We start from the raw sequence: 17,924 nt of genomic DNA on the forward strand, positions 1-17,924 counted from the left end.
GAACCTCGGTCACGTCGGGTAGCCTTGACAGGTAGACGTGGGCATCTCTGTGCCCGCACGCCAATACACAGGAGAGTTTGTGAACGCTGATCTCGTCGTCGTCGGCTCGGGTTTCTTTGGCCTGACCATTGCAGAACGCGCCGCCACCGAGTTGGGGCTGAAGGTTGCGGTACTCGATCGCCGCCACCACATTGGTGGAAACGCCTACAGCGAGAATGAGGCGAAGACCGGAATCGAGGTACACCGCTACGGTGCCCACCTCTTCCACACCTCAAATGAACGTGTTTGGGAATATGTGAACAGGTTTACCAAGTTCACCAATTACCAGCACAAGGTGTACACCAGCCACAAGGGTGAGGTGTACCCCATGCCCATTAACCTGGGCACCATCAACCAGTTCTTCCGCTCAGCTATGAGCCCCACGGAAGCAAAGGCTCTCATTGCCGAGCAGGCTGGCGAGCTGGCGGGTACCGATCCCGAGAACCTCAATGATAAGGGCATCCAACTCATTGGACGCCCTCTCTACGAGGCCTTCATTAAGCACTACACGGGAAAGCAGTGGCAGACGGACCCGAAGGACCTGCCGGCTGAAATCATCTCGCGGCTTCCTGTGCGCTACAACTACGACAACCGGTATTTCAATGACACCTATGAGGGTCTGCCGGTAGACGGTTACACCGCGTGGATTGAACGCATGGCGGATCACCCCAACATTGAGGTAGTCCTGAACACAGACTTCTTCGACGACGGCGAGTTTGGCCGGTCTTCGGTCTTGGGTCAAGTGCCGGTTGTCTACACGGGTCCGGTTGACCGTTACTTCGACTATGCCGAAGGCGATCTCTCATGGCGCACCATCGATCTCGAAGAGGAGGTCCTCCCGATTGAGGACTTCCAGGGCTGTTCTGTGATGAACTACCCGGACGCTGATGCTGCGTTCACGCGCATTCATGAGTTCCGCCACTTCCACCCCGAGCGTGATTACACCAAGGACGCCACGGTCATCATGCGCGAATTCTCGCGCTTTGCCGAAAAGGGCGACGAGCCGTATTACCCGGTAAACACTTCTGAGGACCGCCAGAAGCTGCTGGCCTATCGTGATCTTGCCAAGGGCGAGAAATCGGTTCTGTTCGGTGGCCGCCTGGGAACCTATAAGTACCTCGACATGCACATGGCCATCGGTTCGGCCATGTCCATGTACGACAACAAGATCAAGCCGCACTTCACCGGCGGCGCCAAGCTTGAAAGCGGGGGAGTGGACGCATGACCGCTACAACAAACGAAAGCCAGGAGATTGCCATGACGGCCACTACTGCCGCTGAAACCCCGGCATCGACGGAACAGAACTTGCGGATTGTCCAGCGCGTGATTTTTCCCGCCAACCGCGATCTCGACACACTGCCGCTGTATGTGGACCCTGACACCAACAAGGTCCAAAAGAGCGGCGGGAGCGCCGATGTGCAAGCAATCGGCATGGCACGGAAACTCCACCCGGAAGACATCCTGGGCCGCGGCTCCGTTCAGGTCCGTCGCGGTGAGCGACTTTCCTTCGGTTCCTACTTCAATGCTTTCCCTGCCAGCTACTGGCGCAAATGGACCATTGCCACAAAGACCGTGCTCCACATTGAAACCGAGGGCGAAGGAACGGTCATCGTGTACCGTTCCAACGCCCGTGGCGCGGCGCAGCGCGTTGATTCGATTCTGGTGGAGGGATCGTCCACCAATGATTTCGATTTGACCTTGGCTCCCTTCGGAGATGGCGGTTGGTACTGGTTCGACCTCATTGCAGGCGGCGATGGCATGACGCTCAAGAGCGCTCATTGGGCTGTGCCGGATGAAGGCCGCCCGCAGGGTCGCGTCACCCTCGGCGTCACGACGTTCAACCGTGCCGATTACTGCCTCGAGACCATCAAGTCCATCGATGCTGACGCGGGTCTCCGGGAAATACTTGCCGAGCTCATCATCGTGGACCAGGGCAACAAGAAGGTAGCTGACGAAGTCGGCTTCGATACCGTTGCTGAGTCCATGGGTGACCAACTCCGGATCATCAACCAGGGCAATCTGGGTGGTTCCGGTGGATTCGCCCGGAACATGTACGAGATGGTCGTTTCCGACAAGAGCGACTACGTCATGCTGCTGGACGACGACATTGAGCTGGAAACAGAGGGTGTAATGCGCGCCGTGGCGTTTGCCGACCTCTGCCGCAAGCCCACCATCGTTGGCGGCCACATGTTCGACATGTACAACAAATCCGTCCTGCACGCGTACTCAGAGGTCGTCAACTTCTACAGGTTCCTTTGGGGACCCGTGGAAGGACTTGGCAATCACGACTTCTCCAATGCCGGTCTTCGCTCCACTCCGCAGTTGCACCGTCGTTGGGACGCTGACTACAACGGCTGGTGGATGTGCCTCATCCCCAAGACCGTTGTTGAAACCATCGGCCTGTCCCTTCCTGTGTTCATCAAGTGGGATGACGCTGAGTACTCTCTCCGGGGCCGCGCAGCAGGCTTCCCCACAGTCACGCTCCCGGGAGCAGCTGTTTGGCATGTCTCGTGGGCTGACAAGGACGACTCCGTGGACTGGCAGGCCTACTACCACGAACGCAACCGTCTCATCGCCACTCTCCTGCACTCCCCGTTCCCCAAGGGTGGGCGAATTCTGCGGGAGAGCTTGAACACGGACGTCAAGCACCTGGTGTCCATGCAGTATTACCCGGAGCAGGCCCGCGTGATGGCTCTCCGCGATGTCCTGGCCGGGCCGGGTAACCTGCACAAGCAATTGCCCACCACCATGCCGAAGCTCCGTGCGATGCGTGAGGAGTTCCCGGACTCGCAGGTCAAGACAGACCCCGCTGCGTTCCCCGAGGTCTTCCGCAAGCGGCCCCCGAAGAAGCCGCAGTCTTACAAACAGCCGGGTGCGTTGGGTCTGCTTCCCTGGGCAGTGAAGACTGTCCTCAAGCAGACGCTGGCGCCCGTTCGCGATACCGCGAAAGCTAACCCTGAAGCCCACGTAGCCCATCAGGATGGCAAATGGTGGAGCCTGGCGCACCTGGACAGCGCCGTCGTGTCGAACGCAGACGGCACAGGCGCTTCCTGGCATTTGCGGGATCCCAAGATGGCACGGCAGTTGGTGGTCGAATCTGCAAAGCTTCACGCCCAACTCTTCTCCAACTGGGAGAACCTCCGGGTGCAGTACCAGAATGCCCTTCCTGAAATTACTTCCATGGAAGCGTGGCGGGAAACATTCGAAGCATCGGAGCCCAGCAAGTAGCAATGACGACTTCCACTGATACATATGCTGTTCCCGGTGTAGGTGCGGGGCTGCTTGACGTATATCGTCGCCGCTACCTCCTAAAGTTGATAGTACGTAAGGAACTCCGTGTAAGGTACCGCGGCTCTGTCTTAGGACTTGCATGGTCCTACGTAAAGCCGCTGGTCCAATACGTAGTGCTGTTCTTTGCTCTGGGGATTGTGCTTCGCGTGGGGGATCAGATTCCCAACTACGCGTTGTACATGTTCTCCGGCGTGATAGTCATCAACTTCTTCTCGGAAGCGTTCTCCAACGCAACGAGATCGATAGTGTCCAATGCTGCCTTGGTTAAAAAGATTTACCTTCCAAGGGAGCTGTTCCCTGTCGCTTCAGTGTGGGTTGCGGCTGTTCATTTCCTCCCTCAGCTTGTGGTCCTGCTGGCGGCAGCGCTGCTCAGCGGTTGGACCCCGGACATTATGCAGCTCGTCGGGGCTGCATTGGGCTTTGTTATCGTGGCGGTAACTGCGACTGGGCTGGGCCTTTTGGCCGGGGCCATCAATGTCTTCTTCCGTGATGCCGAGAACATTGTTGATATGTTGATGATGATCGTTACCTGGACTTCTCCGGTGCTTTACGACTGGACTATGATCCGACGGCTGGCACCCGAGTGGGTATTGGTCATATATCAGTTGAACCCGATCACCGTAGCAGTCGAACTGTTTCACTGGGCTTTCTGGTATCCCACGGTGGATCGACCTGTGGAACTGCCACCACACCTGATGTGGACCGGGCTCATCGGCCTCGGCATGGCAGCCTTGTTCCTTATTATCGGCCAAATCGTCTTCCGACGACTTGAGGGCCACTTTGCGCAGGAGGTCTGATTGGGCGCCGCAATTATTGTCAAAGGCCTGAAAAAGACCTTCAACCTACGCCATTCTCACTCCCTGAAGGAGACTCTCGTCTGGTTGGTGAAGGGACGGAAGAGCGATCTTAGCAAGAAGTTTGACGCCCTCCACGACGTAAGCTTCGAGATCCAGCCCGGTGAGACCGTGGCCCTGCTGGGTTTCAATGGTTCAGGCAAATCCACCCTGCTGAAACTCATATCCGGAGTTATTCTGCCGGACAAGGGAACGGTCCGCACCAAGGGACGGGTAGCCGGACTCATCGAGGTCGGCGCGGGTTTCCACCCGGACTTATCCGGCCGGGAGAACGTCTTCCTGAACGCGGCGATCCTGGGAATGACCGAAGAGGAAATCAACGAAAAGTTCGACGAGATTGTTGCCTTTTCCGAAATAGAGCAGTTCATCGACACCGAGGTGAAGTTTTACTCGTCGGGTATGTTCCTTCGCCTCGCCTTCGCCGTTGCGGTCCATACCCAGCCGGACATCTTCCTGGTGGACGAGATCCTGGCCGTGGGCGACGAACCCTTCCAGCGGAAGTGTTTGGCCAAGATCAAGCAGCTCTCCGACGAGGGAAGAACCTTGGTGGTGGTCAGTCATGACCTCGACATGATCTCGCGTATCTGTGACCGCGGCGTCGTCCTGTCCTCGGGAACGGTGCAGTTCGAGGGACCCGCGGATCAGGCAGTCGCCTGGCTTCGGGAACGCAACTAACCGACATCAATTGTAAGAGTCGTCTGTCAACGGATGGCTGGTAAGAGCATCTAAGAAAGGCGATCGTAGGAATGGGTATCGGCCCGCTGCTGTTGTGTGTACTCCTGATCGTTGCGTTGTGGTGGGGGCCAGGCTGGCTCCTCGGCGAGGCGCTGGGCGTGCGTCGGATTCTGCTGCCCGTGGTGGCTCCGCTCCTGGGCATGGGCGTTCTGACCGTTATAGGCGTCATGGGCAATGCCCTGGGCTTGAGCTGGCAGTTACTGCCCGTCGTACTGGTTCTGGTTCTGTTGTCCGCGGTGCTATTTGTGGCGCGGATGGCGTTCCAGCGCCGTTTCCCGGATAAGTTCGACAGCCCTCCCGTAAAGAGCATTTTTGGGAAGCACCACTTCAAGGGGACCTGGTGGGTCATCGGCGCTGGTCTGGTGGCCGGCGGTGCCGTTGCCGCGGTGTCGTGGACCGTTGGCACAGAAGGCCTTCTGGGGATAAACCAGGACTGGGACATACCCTGGCATGCCAACATGATCCGGTTGATCTCGGTCAATCACGAGTGGGACCCCAGCATCGCGGGCAACTTTGCCTACTACGACACCAACATTGCCGAAGCACCGATCCGGAGTTACCCGATCGCCTTCCATGCCGTGCTCTCGCTTTTCTGGCCGATGAGCGGCGTCAGCATCCCCGTGTTCCTGAACGTCTTCGTCCTGATGATGATGGGCGTTCAGTTGCCCTTGAGCACCATGGCGCTGACCATGGTGGTTACCCGCCGCCCCCTTGCCGTGGCAGCCGCGGGTGCCGTGTCAGGCTGGTTCACGGTGTACCCCTACGACCTGCTGTGGCGCGGTCCGCTGATTCCGTTCTTTGCCGGGATGCTGCTGGTGGGTCCCTTTGTGTACCTTGCTGTCAAAGGCGCCGTGGACCGCCGGAAGTTCTGGATTCCTGGAATCGCTTTCGGTGCAGTGGGCCTGATCGCCGTTCACCCGTCCTTGGCCTTCGTGGTCCTCCCGGTACTGGTTTTCTGGATGCTGTCCGCGCTGATACGGCGCAAGGGAAGAATTCTGGGGATCACCATCTACCTGGCCATATCGGGTATGTTGGCCGTCATCCTGGGGCTGCCCATCATTACCCAGATGTTGAAAGAATCCGAGCGGGTCTCCAAGCAGGTTTGGGCAGCCGACACGGACCGCAACGGCGCCATCCAGAACATTATTTTCCTGAATCATGGCTCCATGGCCATGCCCATCCTGACGGGCATGGTGGCGTTGGGCTGCCTTGCGCTGGTCTTCAGGATCCGCATGTGGTGGTACTTCGGTCCCGTCCTGGCGTTCGCCTTCCTCTCGGTTTACACCATGGGTACGGACAACCCACGGTTCATGTCGTTGACCGCTCCCTTCTACGATGACCAGTGGCGGATCTTCGGCATCCTCGTCATGCTCCTCATTCCGCTGGCAGGCCTTGGTGTTGCCCAAGTGGCAGAGGGAGTTGCTTGGCTTGTTGGAAGGATCCGTGCGTCCCGATCCACCAACCAGGAGACAGGCTCGTCTCGGAAGGGCAGCCCCATACTGACGGCCGCCGTTGCAGCTGCCGTGCTCTTGGTCAGCGGCATTGCCGCCATCCCGTACTTCAAGCAGAACGCGGAGCGGATCAACATTAACACCAAGGTGGACGGTGCAACGCTCAGTAAATCCGAGGTTGACCTGCTCAGCTCCATGGACCGTTATGTGCCGCAGGATGCGACCGTGCTGAACGATTCCTGCGACGGTTCTGTGTGGATGTATGCACTCGGGAACCGTATGCCTATGATCCGCCACTTCGAGATCCTTCCCACCAACCGGCAGCTGCTGGTCCTTCAGAAGTTGGGTGATCTCGCCACCGACGATTCCGCACGTGCCGCTGCTTCCGAGCTCGGCATCGAGTGGGTCTACATTGCTGACGGACGCATCCGTGCGTGGGATGAGCCCAAGCCGGGCCTGACACAGCCGGATTCCATCCCGTACCTTAAGCTCGTGCAGCGTGAAGGCAACGCGGCTCTGTACCAGATCGACTGGAGCCAGCTCCCTGGCGGCAAGCAAGCGTTCGACGCCGCATCCAAGGATCGTCTTCAGCTTGACGGTGTCTCTGGAATCCTTGAGAACACCAAGCCTGATGGTATTGCCCCGCTAGGAAGGATCTGCTGATCATGAAAGCTTTCATCGGAAAGTTCATGGCCTCGAGCCTGTTCAAGTTCCTTGTGGTGGGCGGCCTGAGCTTCCTGGTTGACCTTGGCCTGCTTGCTCTGTGTTTCCAGGTCTTCGGCTGGCCCCTGTGGCTCGCCACAGGAGCCGGTTTCTGGGGCAGCTTCTTCTTCAACTACTTCCTGCAGCGCCATTTTGCCTTCAACGGCGGCGGCACTGCACTGGGCGGCGTTCTCAGGTATTCGGTCCTTCTGGCATTCAACACCGTGGCAGTCATGGGCATCGTGGAGCTCTTCCAGTTCCTGGGTGCCGGATATGTAGTGGGTAAAGTAGTTGCGACGATTGTCACCATGGGGTGGAACTACTTCATCTATAAGCACTGGATCTTCCCGCAGCAAAAGCAGGTGAAGAACGCCACTGAACCTGTAAATGGCGAGCCTGACTCCGGCTTGCCGGCCCAAAAACTCACACCTAACAGCAGCGAAGGATAATCGATGTATCGAGGCGTTCGAATAGCCGCGGTAGTACCGGCCTATAAAGAAGAAAACCACATTGCACGGGTGATCGAAACGATGCCCGACTTTGTCGATGACATTGTCATTGTTGATGACTGCAGCCCGGACGACACCTCTGGTGCTGCCCGCCGGGCCGACGACGGCAGGGTCACCTTGATCCGCCACGAGGTCAACCAGGGCGTAGGTGGCGCTGTCCTGACAGCCCACAAGGCTGCCATGGAATTGGGTGCTGACATCAACGTCGTCATGGCCGGCGACGCGCAGATGGATCCCGATTACCTTCCGCAACTGCTGGACCCTGTGGTCGAAGGCTACGGTTTCGCCAAGGCCAACAGGTTCTTCTCCGGCGAGTCGTTTGCCGGCATGCCCGGTTACCGTATCTTCGGCAACATTGTCCTGTCCTTCATGACAAAGCTGGCCTCCGGCTACTGGCACATCTTCGATCCTCAGAATGGCTACACCGCGATTCGGACCGAGGTGCTCCGCCGTCTTCCTATGAATAAGGTAGCTGCCCGCTACAGCTTCGAGAATGACCTTCTCATCCACCTGAACATCCTGGACGTGCCGATTGTGGACGTTCCCATTCCGGCCGTGTACGGCAATGAGGTGTCCAGCATCAAGCTCCGGAAGGTTATCCCGGAACTGCTGGCGATGCTTTTCGGTGGTTTCTGGCGCCGGGTGTGGTGGAAGTACATGGTGTGGTCCTTCTCCGCCGTGGCTCTCCTGCTCATTGCCGGGATCGCACTGATCGTCATGGGCCTGGTGGCTGGGATCTGGGTCCTGGCAGCCAGCGTGGGTTCGCCCACGGCAGGGTCGGTGATGCTCGCTGTGGTGCCGTTTGTGCTGGGCGTGCAGATGCTGCTGGTCTCGTTGCAGCTGGACATTCAAGCCAGTCCCAACAGGCCTTCCATGCACCCCATGAAGGAACGCACCTAGAAGGCCAAACACAAGAAGACACATGGGAGAGCCCGGACGCATCACGCGTCCGGGCTCTCCCCTTTGTGCAACCCGTTCAGCTACGGGAGGGAGGTGAATCCTCCCCAGCCCCAACCCACTTGGCTGCGGGAAAGCCAGCCGGAGGTTCCGTTACCCGGGTAGAGGAAGAGGTTGCCCCCCGAGTCCCTGGCAAGGACATCGTTCTTGCCGTCGCCGTTGAAGTCACCGGGCCCCAGTATGGCGGTCATTCCGCTCCAACCACTTCCTACTTGGACCCTGTTGAGCCACCCGCCTGTTCCATTGCCCGGGTACAGCCAGAGGATGCCGGATGTGTCGCGGGCAAGAACATCGGTTTTGCCGTCGCCATTGAAGTCACCGGTGCTGAGGATTGCATTCATGGCATTCCATCCGGCGCCCACCTGCGCGCTTGATATGAAGCCACCGGTACCGTTGCCACGGTAGAGCCACAAGGCGCCGGCAGAGTCCCTGGCCAGGATGTCGGCCTTGCCGTCGCCATTGAAGTCCCCTGGTGCGAGGATAAGCGTCATGCCTTGCCAGGCCGTTCCTGCTTGGACCCTGGTCTGTAATCCGCCGTTGCCGTTGCCCGGGTAGAGCCACAGGACCCCGTTGGTGTCGCGTGCCAGGATGTCGCTGCGACCGTCACCGTTGAAGTCCTTGGTGGGGATGATCGCGTTCAGCGAGTTCCATCCGGTCCCCAGGGACTTCTGGGTCAGCCAACCACCGGTTCCATTTCCCGGGTACAGCCACAAGGTGCCGCTGTTGTCCCTTGCCAACACGTCGTTCTTGGCATCGCCGGTGTAGTCCTTCCAGATGTTGGCCGGAGGGGCTACCACCGTGTAGTTCTGCGCCACGATGGCGGAACTGTTGTTGGAGGTGTCCACGGCGAAGTACTTGAGCGTCATGGCTGCCGTCAGGGTGATCGGTGCCGTGTACTTGTTGCCGGCAGTAGCCGTGGGATTTGCGCCGTTCGTGGTGAAGTAGATGCTGGATCCCGGCTCGTTTGATGCCAGCGTGATCTGTTGATTCGCAGGGTAGCTGCCACCTGGTGGGGTTGCAGTGACCACTGGAGGTGTGGTGTCCAGCACCGTGTAGGCGCGGGTTTCCACTGCAGACGCGTTGCCGAATGCATCCACAGCCACTGCCTTGACCGTGGTGTTCGCGATCAGGGCGAACGCGGCGGTGTAGGCCTTGGTGGTGCCGGTAGCGGATGTTACCGGCGTGGTGCCGTCGGTGGTGTAGAAGATGCTCCCCGCCTCATTTGATGACATGGTGACCTGCTGTCCGGAGGCATAGCCGCCGGTTGCGGGGGACACCGTGAGGGTGGGAGGAACGTTGTCCACGACATAGCTTTGGCTGGTCACTGTGGAGGTGTTTCCTGCTGTGTCCCGGGCAAAGTACTTCAGCGTCATGGATGTCAACGGGATCGGCCCGGCATAGACGGGGCTGGCCGTCGTGGGGGTGGAACCGTCGGTTGTGACGAATATGGTGGCCGCTTCATTGACCGAAAGAGCAACGGTCTTGTTTGGCCCGTAGGTTCCGCCGACTGGATCAGCAGTAACTACCGGCGCGGTGGTGTCAGGAGCGAAAACCGTCACATTCCGCGATGCCGTGGCTGTGTTTCCTGCGTTGTCCCTGGCCTCCACTGTGAAGGTTGCAGGACCACTGGGAACGTCCGTGTACACCTTTGGAGAGGTGCATTCAGTAAAGGCGTTGGAGCCCAGCTTGCACCTGAAACCGGCAATATCCGGTGACGACGAGGTGAAAGTGAACGAAGGCGAGATGCCTACCGTTGCGCCTTCCGCTGGCTCAGTGATGGCAACCTGTGGAGCCGTCAAGTCAGCCGTGACCGTAACCGTAGCCACCGGGCTGATGTTGCCTGCCATGTCAGTGGCCCTCACTCCAAGGACGTGCTGGCCCGCTGTCGTGAGGTTGTAAACGTAGCCGTTGCTGCAGGCGGTGAATGTGGTGGTGGAATCGACCGAGCAGCTCAGTGTGGAGTCGGGATCGGAAGTTACCCCCAGTACAGGCTTGCCGTTAACTGTCGACCCGGCAAGGGGTGCGGTGATCACGGGCGCGGCAGGTGCCGTCAGATCGACTGTGAAGGAGCGCGATACAGGCAGACCCGAGGGTGCAGCCCGGACTGAGAACGTGTAGGCGCCGTTGGCCAACGCTGCGGCCGGCGTGAAGGTACCGCCAGTGCAGATCTGCCACACCGGCGTCGCGGTGCTCAGTTGCAGGCTGCACTCCAGTGCTCCGCCCGCCGGGGTGGACGTGACAGTGAAGGTGGGGGTGGAATCATTGGTGAATGCCGGGTTTGCGGCCTGGGTTCCGTTGGCCGCCGTCGGACCACTGATGATGGAGGGGACCACGCCTCCCAAGGTCAGCAACCTACCGCGTTCGGTGGGCTTGGCCGGATCCAACTGCCCCGGATCCTCCATGACCAGTACCTTGCCGTTACGCATGGACAGGCCACCGATTTTGCTGAAACCAAGAGCCCACTGGTTGTCCACAGTGTCCGTGCTCAGGTCAATGCGGGAGATGGTGTCCTTACCGGCGTCGGCCGTGGTGGTTCCGCCGCCGGTACCGGTGTAGAGAACCAGGGGTGACTGCCAGTCGTAGTAGAGAGCCGTCGGCTTGCCGACGTTGTACAGCGGCGACGGCACGAAGTTGGTCAGCACGCCGTCGTCGGGAGCGGTGAAGACCGTCAAGCCTGACGTCTCAGCCACGTAGACCACCACGTTGCCGGAGCTGTTCCGGTGCGTGGCGGCCAGGCTCAAGGACTTCGAGTTCACCGAGGCGATCGATTCAATGCTGGGGTGGAGGGCTGTGGGGTCCACGATCTTGATGATGGAGCGCGCGTTCGCAAACGACAGGTAGATGTTCCCGTCCGGACCGTCGCTGACCGCATTGGGCCGAAGATCGCTGTCAAAAATGGTCAACGAACCGTCGTAGTCGAAGGCCGACTCATCAGGATTCCAGCGTGCGCGCACAACATCGGAACTTCCGACGGCAGCATCCGGAATGAATGCGATTTCGTCACCACTGCCGGCAGAGGCGGGTGACGGATCGATCATGGCGGGTGTACCGGCCAGTGCGGGGCCGTCACCGTGTCCCGGGAGTGTTCCCCCGAGACAGGTGCCCGTCTCGATGACTCCCGTGGCTGCTCCGCTGGTTTCGGTGACACGGCAGAAACCCGCGCGGGCATCCGATACCCACAGTCGACCATCGGGGTCCTCGACGATTCCGGATGCCTTGGTCAGGCCCGTGGCCACTGTTTGGCGCGCTTGGTCGGCGAAGGCCGGCCCTGCGGTGAGTACACCGGTCAGAGCCGCCGTGGCCAGGCTGGCGGTGGCAAGAACCGCTGTGACCTTGTGGCGTTGCCGCCCGTCACCCGCTAAATAGCGGACGGTTTTTCGGGCGGTTGGTTGAGAGGTTCTTGAGCGAACGGCGAAGGCAAGACATGCCAAACCAAGCTGAAGAACACTGCGATTGCGCGTGTCCACCGAGGGATCCCCACTTCATTCGGATGCTCCCCAGCTCCGCATGCATTGGTTATTCGCCCCACGCCGTTTCCGGCTGCGTCTTAGTACATCTTCCACCAATTTTCCCATTTGTCACTAGGGGATCTCATAAAAACCGCCCGAAAGGCTATTTGACGAGGCCAATGCTTGACCGTTGTGTGCTTGCCCCGCACGATGGTGGTGGAGGTTCGAATGCGCAAATCGTGGGCAATGGCAGTACCGCTGGTGATGCTTTTGGTCGGGTGCACAGCACCTTCTCCGCAGCCAACACCAGCTGGCCCCAGCCTGCAGCCCACTGTGAGCGGCACGGCGCAAGCCAGTCAGCCGCCGTCGGACATCACCTCCCAACCGGCCCAACCGAGTGGGCCGGAGGTGTCTTCTACACAGGACCCGGCTGCGGATCGGGAGCTGGCCGGTGCCGACGAGCCCGGCCGCTACGCCTACCGCTGCACCAGCCTGGACGCATCACCGGAAGTCCAGCTTTCCAGCCTGGCCGAAGTGTGGGCCGCCACCAACTACACGCGCATGGCCTCCTGTGAGGTCACCTTCCAGGGCGAACAGCCTTTCGAATCGACTCCTGCCGAACAGCAGGCGATTGCGACGGCGGCACCCGACGCCGCTTCTCCGGAGCAAGACCTCGCGGTGATGTTGGACGTCATGCGACTCTGCACCAGGATCAGCGATGAAACCGGACCTGGAGGCTTCAAGGACGCCGGGCGTGAAACCTTGACTGCTGCGGCGGCCTTCTGTCCCGATGCGCCACAGGCCAAGATCATTGCTGAATGGGCGGACGGCACCAGGACTGGTGCCGCGCAGTAGCGATTCCGTCCCTGGGGCGGGTTCCATGGCGGTCATCAGGCGCCTGAAAAAGAAATGTAGTGACAAATTCAGGATTTAGGGGAAGATGTACTAAGACGCAGCCGGAAACGGCTTGGGGCGAATAACCAATGCATGCGGAGCTGGGGAGCATCCGAATGAAGTGGGGATCCCTCGGTGAACATGCGCAGGCGCAGTGTTCTTCAACTCGGTGTGGCATCTATTGCCTTGGCCGGCTGTTCAGGAACCAAAACATATACGTCCCAAATCTCGGCTTTGCAGATGGCCCCTGTTGTCGATACAGACAACAAAGTGGCTGTTGAGAAGCCTGAGCCCAAAATCCGGTACCAATTCACGTGCACCGCTGCCGACGGCAGCTTGATCGGCAAGTTCTCCAGCCTAGACGAGGTATGGGCGTCAACGCGCTACATGCACATTGCCGACTGCCAAGTGGCCTACGTGGGCCCTGGACCGCTGGTGCTGACTCCCGAAGAAGCTGCTGCCGTCAACGCCGCAGTCGCAGCGGGCGCTCCTCCCGGACAGGCCGCCGAGCTGTGCCTCCGGATCGTGAGGGCATGCACGCGCACAGATCACAGAACGCTTGCTGCTTCCTTGTCTGCCTATGGAGTTCCCGTGGTGAAAGGGGCCCTGACCCTGGCGCCTTTGGCCCCGCAAGCCGCGCTTTTCACGCGCTGGCTAAAGACCTCTTCGCCCCAGTGAACGCCCGTCCACTAAAAGGTCTTTTATCCACACATCTTTGCGGGTCCACATGGTGTAATGAAGATGGTCCCGTGTCTTGGTATTTCAACGTTTTCGGGAAGCTGACTTTGCTGGAGCAAAGGACGATCACCCGTTGCGGACAATCGAGGAGTGATCTCTAATGGCGTTTCGAATTGGAACGGCAAGCGCTGATATAACGCCGTCGCTAAGCACCAATCCGTATATGGCCGGATACGGTTCCACGGACGGTGGACGCGAGGCCACCAGCAGTTCACCGTTTGAACCCCTATACGCCAGGGCTATTGTGATTTGGGAAGATGCCAACCCCCATGTCATCATCAGCCTGGATGTCCTGGCGTTGCCGCGGGCCATGCACCAACGGATCCGGGACCGGATCATAGCCCTGGCAGGATGGTCCAGCAGCGACATCCTGATCCAGGCAACACACACCCACAACGGACCCGCCTTGATCGATACTTTGCACCCGTTCATGGCCTATGGACTGGCTGATCTGGGGCTGGTTCGCTCCTACAGCGCCGACCTGGAAGACACCATCGTGGATCTGGCCCAGTCCGCTCTGGATGCGGACGAAACCGCGGTGACGTTTGACTACAAAGTCTCCAGCCAGAACTTCGCGGCTAACAGGGTGGGTCTTCCGTACACGGAGACCGCAGTACCCATCCTGGTGGCGCGGCGGTCAAACGGTACGCCCGCCGCGGTGATTTTCAGTTACGGTTGCCACCCCATCAGCGCAGGCCTGCGGACGCTGTTCGACGGCGATTTCGCGGCCGGCGCCTGCAACTACATCGAGAATCGCAACGCTGATTGCTTTGCGATGTTTATCCAAGGGCCCGCCGGTGACCAAGACCCCGGAGGCGTCAGGAGCTGGGAACTCCGCGACCAGCACGGCGATGCCCTGGGAGCCACCGTCAATAACAACATGCAGTCCGCCGGCCGTGCGCTCAGCGGTCCGCTGGTGACCCGTTACCAGGAAGTCCAGCTTCCGCTGGACATCACTCCGACTGCAGGAAACCTGGCCTCGGTGCGCGCCGCCTACGTTGCCCGGCTGGCGAACCCCAGCGGCCAACCGCAGTGGTACCAGCGGCACGCCCAGGTGATGATCGGGCGCATTGACAGCAACACTGTGGCCACGTCCGTTCCGTCACCGTTCCAAGTGTGGAAGTTCAACGGCAGCCCGCAGTTGAAGATCGCCATGATCGGTGGAGAATTGGTCAGCGGTTATGCTGCCTACTTCAGGAATCTCAATGGAGGCACCAATGGAATTATTGTCGGTGGCTATGCAAATGAATCCTGCTGCTACATTCCCAGCAACGAATTTTTTGGGGCTTCCATGCCTCTGGGCAGTTACGAGGGCGGGTGGGAACCTGACTTCCCCGGAATTGCCGGCGGCTCAATGACGGTCTACGGCCACATTGCGCACTTTAAGGCGGGGACCAATGGGGTGGAAACCACGCTGATCAATGCCATGAATTCATTGCTGGCGTAATTCCCGCACAACGAAAGGGTCAGCCAACTCCCGTTGGCTGACCCTTTGGTTGTACTTCCAAACGTCTTTCCTATGGAGCGGCAGGAGCCAGGATGGTGAGCCCGTTCCAGCCTGAGCCGATCCGGGTTGCCGTTCCCCAGGTCTTATTCGCCCCGATGGGGTAGTACCTGAGCTCGCCGATGGTGGTCCGGGCAATGATGCCGGTGGAGCCTGCTCCGTCGAATCCGCGGACTGCGTTGAAGCTGGAAATGATATTCCAGCCCGTGCCTTCCAAGGTCGCAGCGCCGGCCAGGAAATTCCCGGTGCCGTTGGAGCGATACAACTTCAAGTCGCCGGTGCTGGTCTTGGCCAGCAGGTCAGGATTGGAATCCTTGTCGAAGTCCATCTGGACAATGTCCATCCCAGTCCAGCCAACACCGATGGATACGCCGTTGGAGACTGTCTTTCCCGATGGGTTGTTGAAGTAATACATCCGGCCCGTCGAATCGTAGCCCACGATCCCCGGGTGGGCATCGGCTTTCTTCCATGTACCTACAGTCAGTGTCCAGCCCTTCCAGTTGCTGCCCAGGGAGAAGGGCGCGCCAAAGCCCTTGCCGCTCTTGCCGGGGTACACGTTTAGCCGGCCATCGGACCATTGGGCCACGATGTCCAGATTCCCATCCCCGTTCCAATCGGTCACGAATCCTGCCGAGAGTCCGCCCCACCCGGTTCCCACCAGGTCCTGGGGCAACAGGGCGGTGGTGCCGGTGCCCGGGTAGCGGTACAGGTTGGCATCGGGTCGGACCGCCAGAAGGTCTTCCGAATCGACGCCGAGGGTTGAATCGACATCCAAGGCGGCCCCACTGATGAGGGAAGCGTCGTTCCACCCCAAACCAACAAGACTGCGGTCGCCCCAGTTTCCTGAGTACGCGGGGTAGTAGTACAGGTCCCCATTGGCGGCCCGGGCGTGCAATCCCTGGGAGTCAGCTCCTGAAAAGTTCGTCGAGGAACTCACCGCAGTCATTCCACCCCAGCCTGACCCGATCACAGAGGCGGGTTCGCCAAGGAAGCTTCCGACGCCGTTGGATCTATACATCCTGAGGGTTCCGTCGGCAGTCCTTGTGACCATGTCTTGGTTGCCGTCACCATCAAAATCGATCTGATTCAGCTGGTGCCCGCTGAAACCTGTGCCGATGAGGCTACCATTTCCAAGGCCTCCACCGCCGGTGTTCGGGTAGCGGTACAGGTTCCCTTGGTAATCCTGGCCTACGACCCCAGGGTATCCGTCCTTGAGGTTCCACCATCCAACAGTGAGTGACATTTCCTGCCATCCGGAACCTACTTGGATGGGGGCGTAGAAGCCTCCGCCCGGTGCGCCCCTGAACACTTTCAAAGTGCCATCTGACCATTGAGAGAGGATGTCCTGCACGCCGTCTTGGTTCCAGTCCACTACGTATATCGCAGTAGCCCCGGACCATCCTGAGCCGATCGCAATCGGTCCAGTGATTCGGCCCGCGCCGTTGGCAGGGAATGCATCCAAGCTCCCTCCCGCGCTGGTGGCGAGGAGGTCGGCTCCTGAGCGGATGGAGGGATTGGATGGGGACGAAACGCCGCGCGCAAAAGTCCTGAGTTGGTCATAGCTGCCATTGAAGATGTTCGAATCGCCCTCAAACGGGCCGGTGCTGCTGTATTGCCACATGGTGTAGTTGCCCCAACTGGAGGGCAGGTTCCCGGGAGAGTTCGTGGGGTTGTTCCAGTACGACGCGATCCACAGCGGATAGCTTCCGAACGTGCTGTTTCCTACGCAGCTGTTCCACCAGTCGGTGGTGCTGTAGATGACCGGGAAACGGCCCGTAAGGGCTTTGACCGTATTGCCGAAATCGGCTGCCCATTGTCCGAGCTGGGCCTTGGACATGTCATAGCAGGTGTTGCCGAAGTAGAAGCCGTTGATGGTGCGTCCGGCGTAGGGGTTGTATTCGATGTCCAAGACGGGCGGGAGGGTGTAACCGTCGGCAGACCATCCACCCCCGTTGGCCACGAAATATCTGGCTTGATCCGCACCCGAGGACCAGTTGGGGATCGCGAAGTGGTAGGCGCCCCTGACCATGCCTACTTCACGGGAGCCGTTGTACTGCTGCGCGTAGTTTTCATTGACGTAGTAGTTGCCCTCGGACGCCTTCACGTACGCCCATCGGGAACCCTGGTTCCATTGGCTTTGCCAATTGACGTTGCCTTGATGGGCGCTGACGTCCTGTCCGGCGATGCCGATGGTGGGACGCCAGTGACCCGTGTCGGCAGCCATGGGGACGACGGAATTCACTGAACCGCCAACTCCCTTGGCCCCGGCAGGCGGCGCAGATGCGCTCTGTTGCTTTGCCGACAACACTCTTGGTGATCTCTGGCCCATTTCAGCGCCACCGGCCGGAATAGCCGCCCGCATTGCCGCTTTCATGGCGTCGGCATCGGGTGCGGTGCCGGGCGATGCCTGGGCCGTTGGGCGCTGCGTCGCGGACAGCCCGGAGGCGTCTGATGTTGGCGCTGGGGCAACTGCTGGTGAAGGTTCGACGGCGGGAAGCGGCTCTTGCTGCTCGGACACCGACGTGTTACCCGGCAACTCGCTGCCGGGGGCCGCTGAATCGGAGCCATTTCCGGCCGGGCGGGGGCCCTGAGACGGCGACGCTTCCTGAACGTCCGACGTCGGGGCCGGCTGGGGGCCGGAGGACTGGGCCCATGCCGGTACTCCGAGGCAACTGCCCCCCACCAACGCGATAGTCAGCGCCAAGGCCGCACGTGCCAGCGGGATGCGGCGGACCGGGTCCATAAAGTTCTTTTTCATATTCACATCAGGCCCTGTACCGCGGCTCAGCGGCGCATGGTGT

Annotated in this window: 12 protein-coding genes; 10 read left to right on the forward strand and 2 right to left on the reverse strand. The window is 59.9% G+C overall.

Features of this window, described 5'->3' with window-relative positions; genetic code table 11:
• Positions 1–79 precede the first annotated feature (79 nt).
• The 7 genes from glf (at position 80) to ACIQH5_RS08530 (ending at position 8,481) form a co-directional block, all read left to right on the forward strand.
• Complete coding sequence (gene glf, locus ACIQH5_RS08500; protein ID WP_400402071.1) at positions 80–1,264, forward strand: UDP-galactopyranose mutase; 1,185 nt, start codon at positions 80–82, stop codon at positions 1,262–1,264.
• On the forward strand, positions 1,261–3,267 hold the full coding sequence (locus ACIQH5_RS08505; RefSeq protein WP_400402072.1) for a glycosyltransferase: 2,007 nt from the start codon (positions 1,261–1,263) through the stop codon (positions 3,265–3,267). Before glf ends, ACIQH5_RS08505 begins: the two co-directional genes overlap by 4 nt.
• A 2-nt stretch (positions 3,268–3,269) precedes the next feature.
• Entirely contained in the window at positions 3,270–4,127 is an 858-nt protein-coding gene (locus tag ACIQH5_RS08510) for an ABC transporter permease (protein ID WP_400402074.1), read from the forward strand.
• Positions 4,128–4,859: an ABC transporter ATP-binding protein gene (locus tag ACIQH5_RS08515; protein ID WP_400402075.1), complete on the forward strand. Its 732-nt coding sequence runs from the start codon at positions 4,128–4,130 to the stop codon at positions 4,857–4,859.
• Between the two features lie 71 nt (positions 4,860–4,930).
• Positions 4,931–7,033, forward strand: coding sequence for a DUF6541 family protein (locus ACIQH5_RS08520; protein WP_400402076.1), 2,103 nt, complete (start codon positions 4,931–4,933; stop codon positions 7,031–7,033).
• Between the two features lie 2 nt (positions 7,034–7,035).
• The gene (locus ACIQH5_RS08525; protein ID WP_167263114.1) at positions 7,036–7,521 is read left to right on the forward strand and encodes a GtrA family protein; all 486 of its coding nucleotides are present in this window, start codon (positions 7,036–7,038) and stop codon (positions 7,519–7,521) included.
• A gap of 3 nt (positions 7,522–7,524) precedes the next feature.
• On the forward strand, positions 7,525–8,481 hold the full coding sequence (locus ACIQH5_RS08530; RefSeq protein ID WP_400402078.1) for a glycosyltransferase family 2 protein: 957 nt from the start codon (positions 7,525–7,527) through the stop codon (positions 8,479–8,481).
• A gap of 80 nt (positions 8,482–8,561) precedes the next feature.
• On the opposite strand, the gene ACIQH5_RS08535 is transcribed toward ACIQH5_RS08530, so the two are convergent.
• The gene (locus ACIQH5_RS08535; protein ID WP_400402079.1) at positions 8,562–12,005 is read right to left on the reverse strand and encodes a chitobiase/beta-hexosaminidase C-terminal domain-containing protein; all 3,444 of its coding nucleotides are present in this window, start codon (positions 12,003–12,005) and stop codon (positions 8,562–8,564) included.
• 390 nt (positions 12,006–12,395) lie between these two features.
• Here ACIQH5_RS08535 and ACIQH5_RS08540 point away from each other — a divergent pair, with 390 nt between their 5' ends.
• The 3 genes from ACIQH5_RS08540 (at position 12,396) to ACIQH5_RS08550 (ending at position 15,066) form a co-directional block, all read left to right on the forward strand.
• Positions 12,396–12,842, forward strand: a complete 447-nt coding sequence (locus ACIQH5_RS08540) for a hypothetical protein (RefSeq protein WP_400402080.1) — start codon at positions 12,396–12,398, stop codon at positions 12,840–12,842.
• A 309-nt stretch (positions 12,843–13,151) separates the two neighbouring features.
• Positions 13,152–13,559, forward strand: coding sequence for a hypothetical protein (locus ACIQH5_RS08545; protein ID WP_400402082.1), 408 nt, complete (start codon positions 13,152–13,154; stop codon positions 13,557–13,559).
• Between the two features lie 160 nt (positions 13,560–13,719).
• Positions 13,720–15,066, forward strand: coding sequence for a neutral/alkaline non-lysosomal ceramidase N-terminal domain-containing protein (locus ACIQH5_RS08550; protein ID WP_400402083.1), 1,347 nt, complete (start codon positions 13,720–13,722; stop codon positions 15,064–15,066).
• A 70-nt stretch (positions 15,067–15,136) separates the two neighbouring features.
• Here ACIQH5_RS08550 and ACIQH5_RS08555 read toward each other — a convergent pair whose 3' ends face one another.
• Entirely contained in the window at positions 15,137–17,881 is a 2,745-nt protein-coding gene (locus ACIQH5_RS08555; RefSeq protein ID WP_400402084.1) for a GH25 family lysozyme, read from the reverse strand.
• Positions 17,882–17,924 lie beyond the last annotated feature (43 nt).

The organism is Paenarthrobacter sp. NPDC091711 (genome assembly GCF_044756605.1).
GTDB lineage: Bacteria > Actinomycetota > Actinomycetes > Actinomycetales > Micrococcaceae > Arthrobacter.

Coding starts and splice junctions, on each gene's coding strand:
- ACIQH5_RS08520 (WP_400402076.1), top strand. CDS start 4,931: ATGGGTATCGGCCCGCTGCTGTTGTGTGTACTCCTGATCGTTGCGTTG.
- ACIQH5_RS08525 (WP_167263114.1), top strand. CDS start 7,036: ATGAAAGCTTTCATCGGAAAGTTCATGGCCTCGAGCCTGTTCAAGTTC.
- ACIQH5_RS08510 (WP_400402074.1), top strand. CDS start 3,270: ATGACGACTTCCACTGATACATATGCTGTTCCCGGTGTAGGTGCGGGG.
- ACIQH5_RS08530 (WP_400402078.1), top strand. CDS start 7,525: ATGTATCGAGGCGTTCGAATAGCCGCGGTAGTACCGGCCTATAAAGAA.
- ACIQH5_RS08555 (WP_400402084.1), bottom strand. CDS start 17,881: ATGAAAAAGAACTTTATGGACCCGGTCCGCCGCATCCCGCTGGCACGT.
- ACIQH5_RS08550 (WP_400402083.1), top strand. CDS start 13,720: ATGGCGTTTCGAATTGGAACGGCAAGCGCTGATATAACGCCGTCGCTA.
- ACIQH5_RS08505 (WP_400402072.1), top strand. CDS start 1,261: ATGACCGCTACAACAAACGAAAGCCAGGAGATTGCCATGACGGCCACT.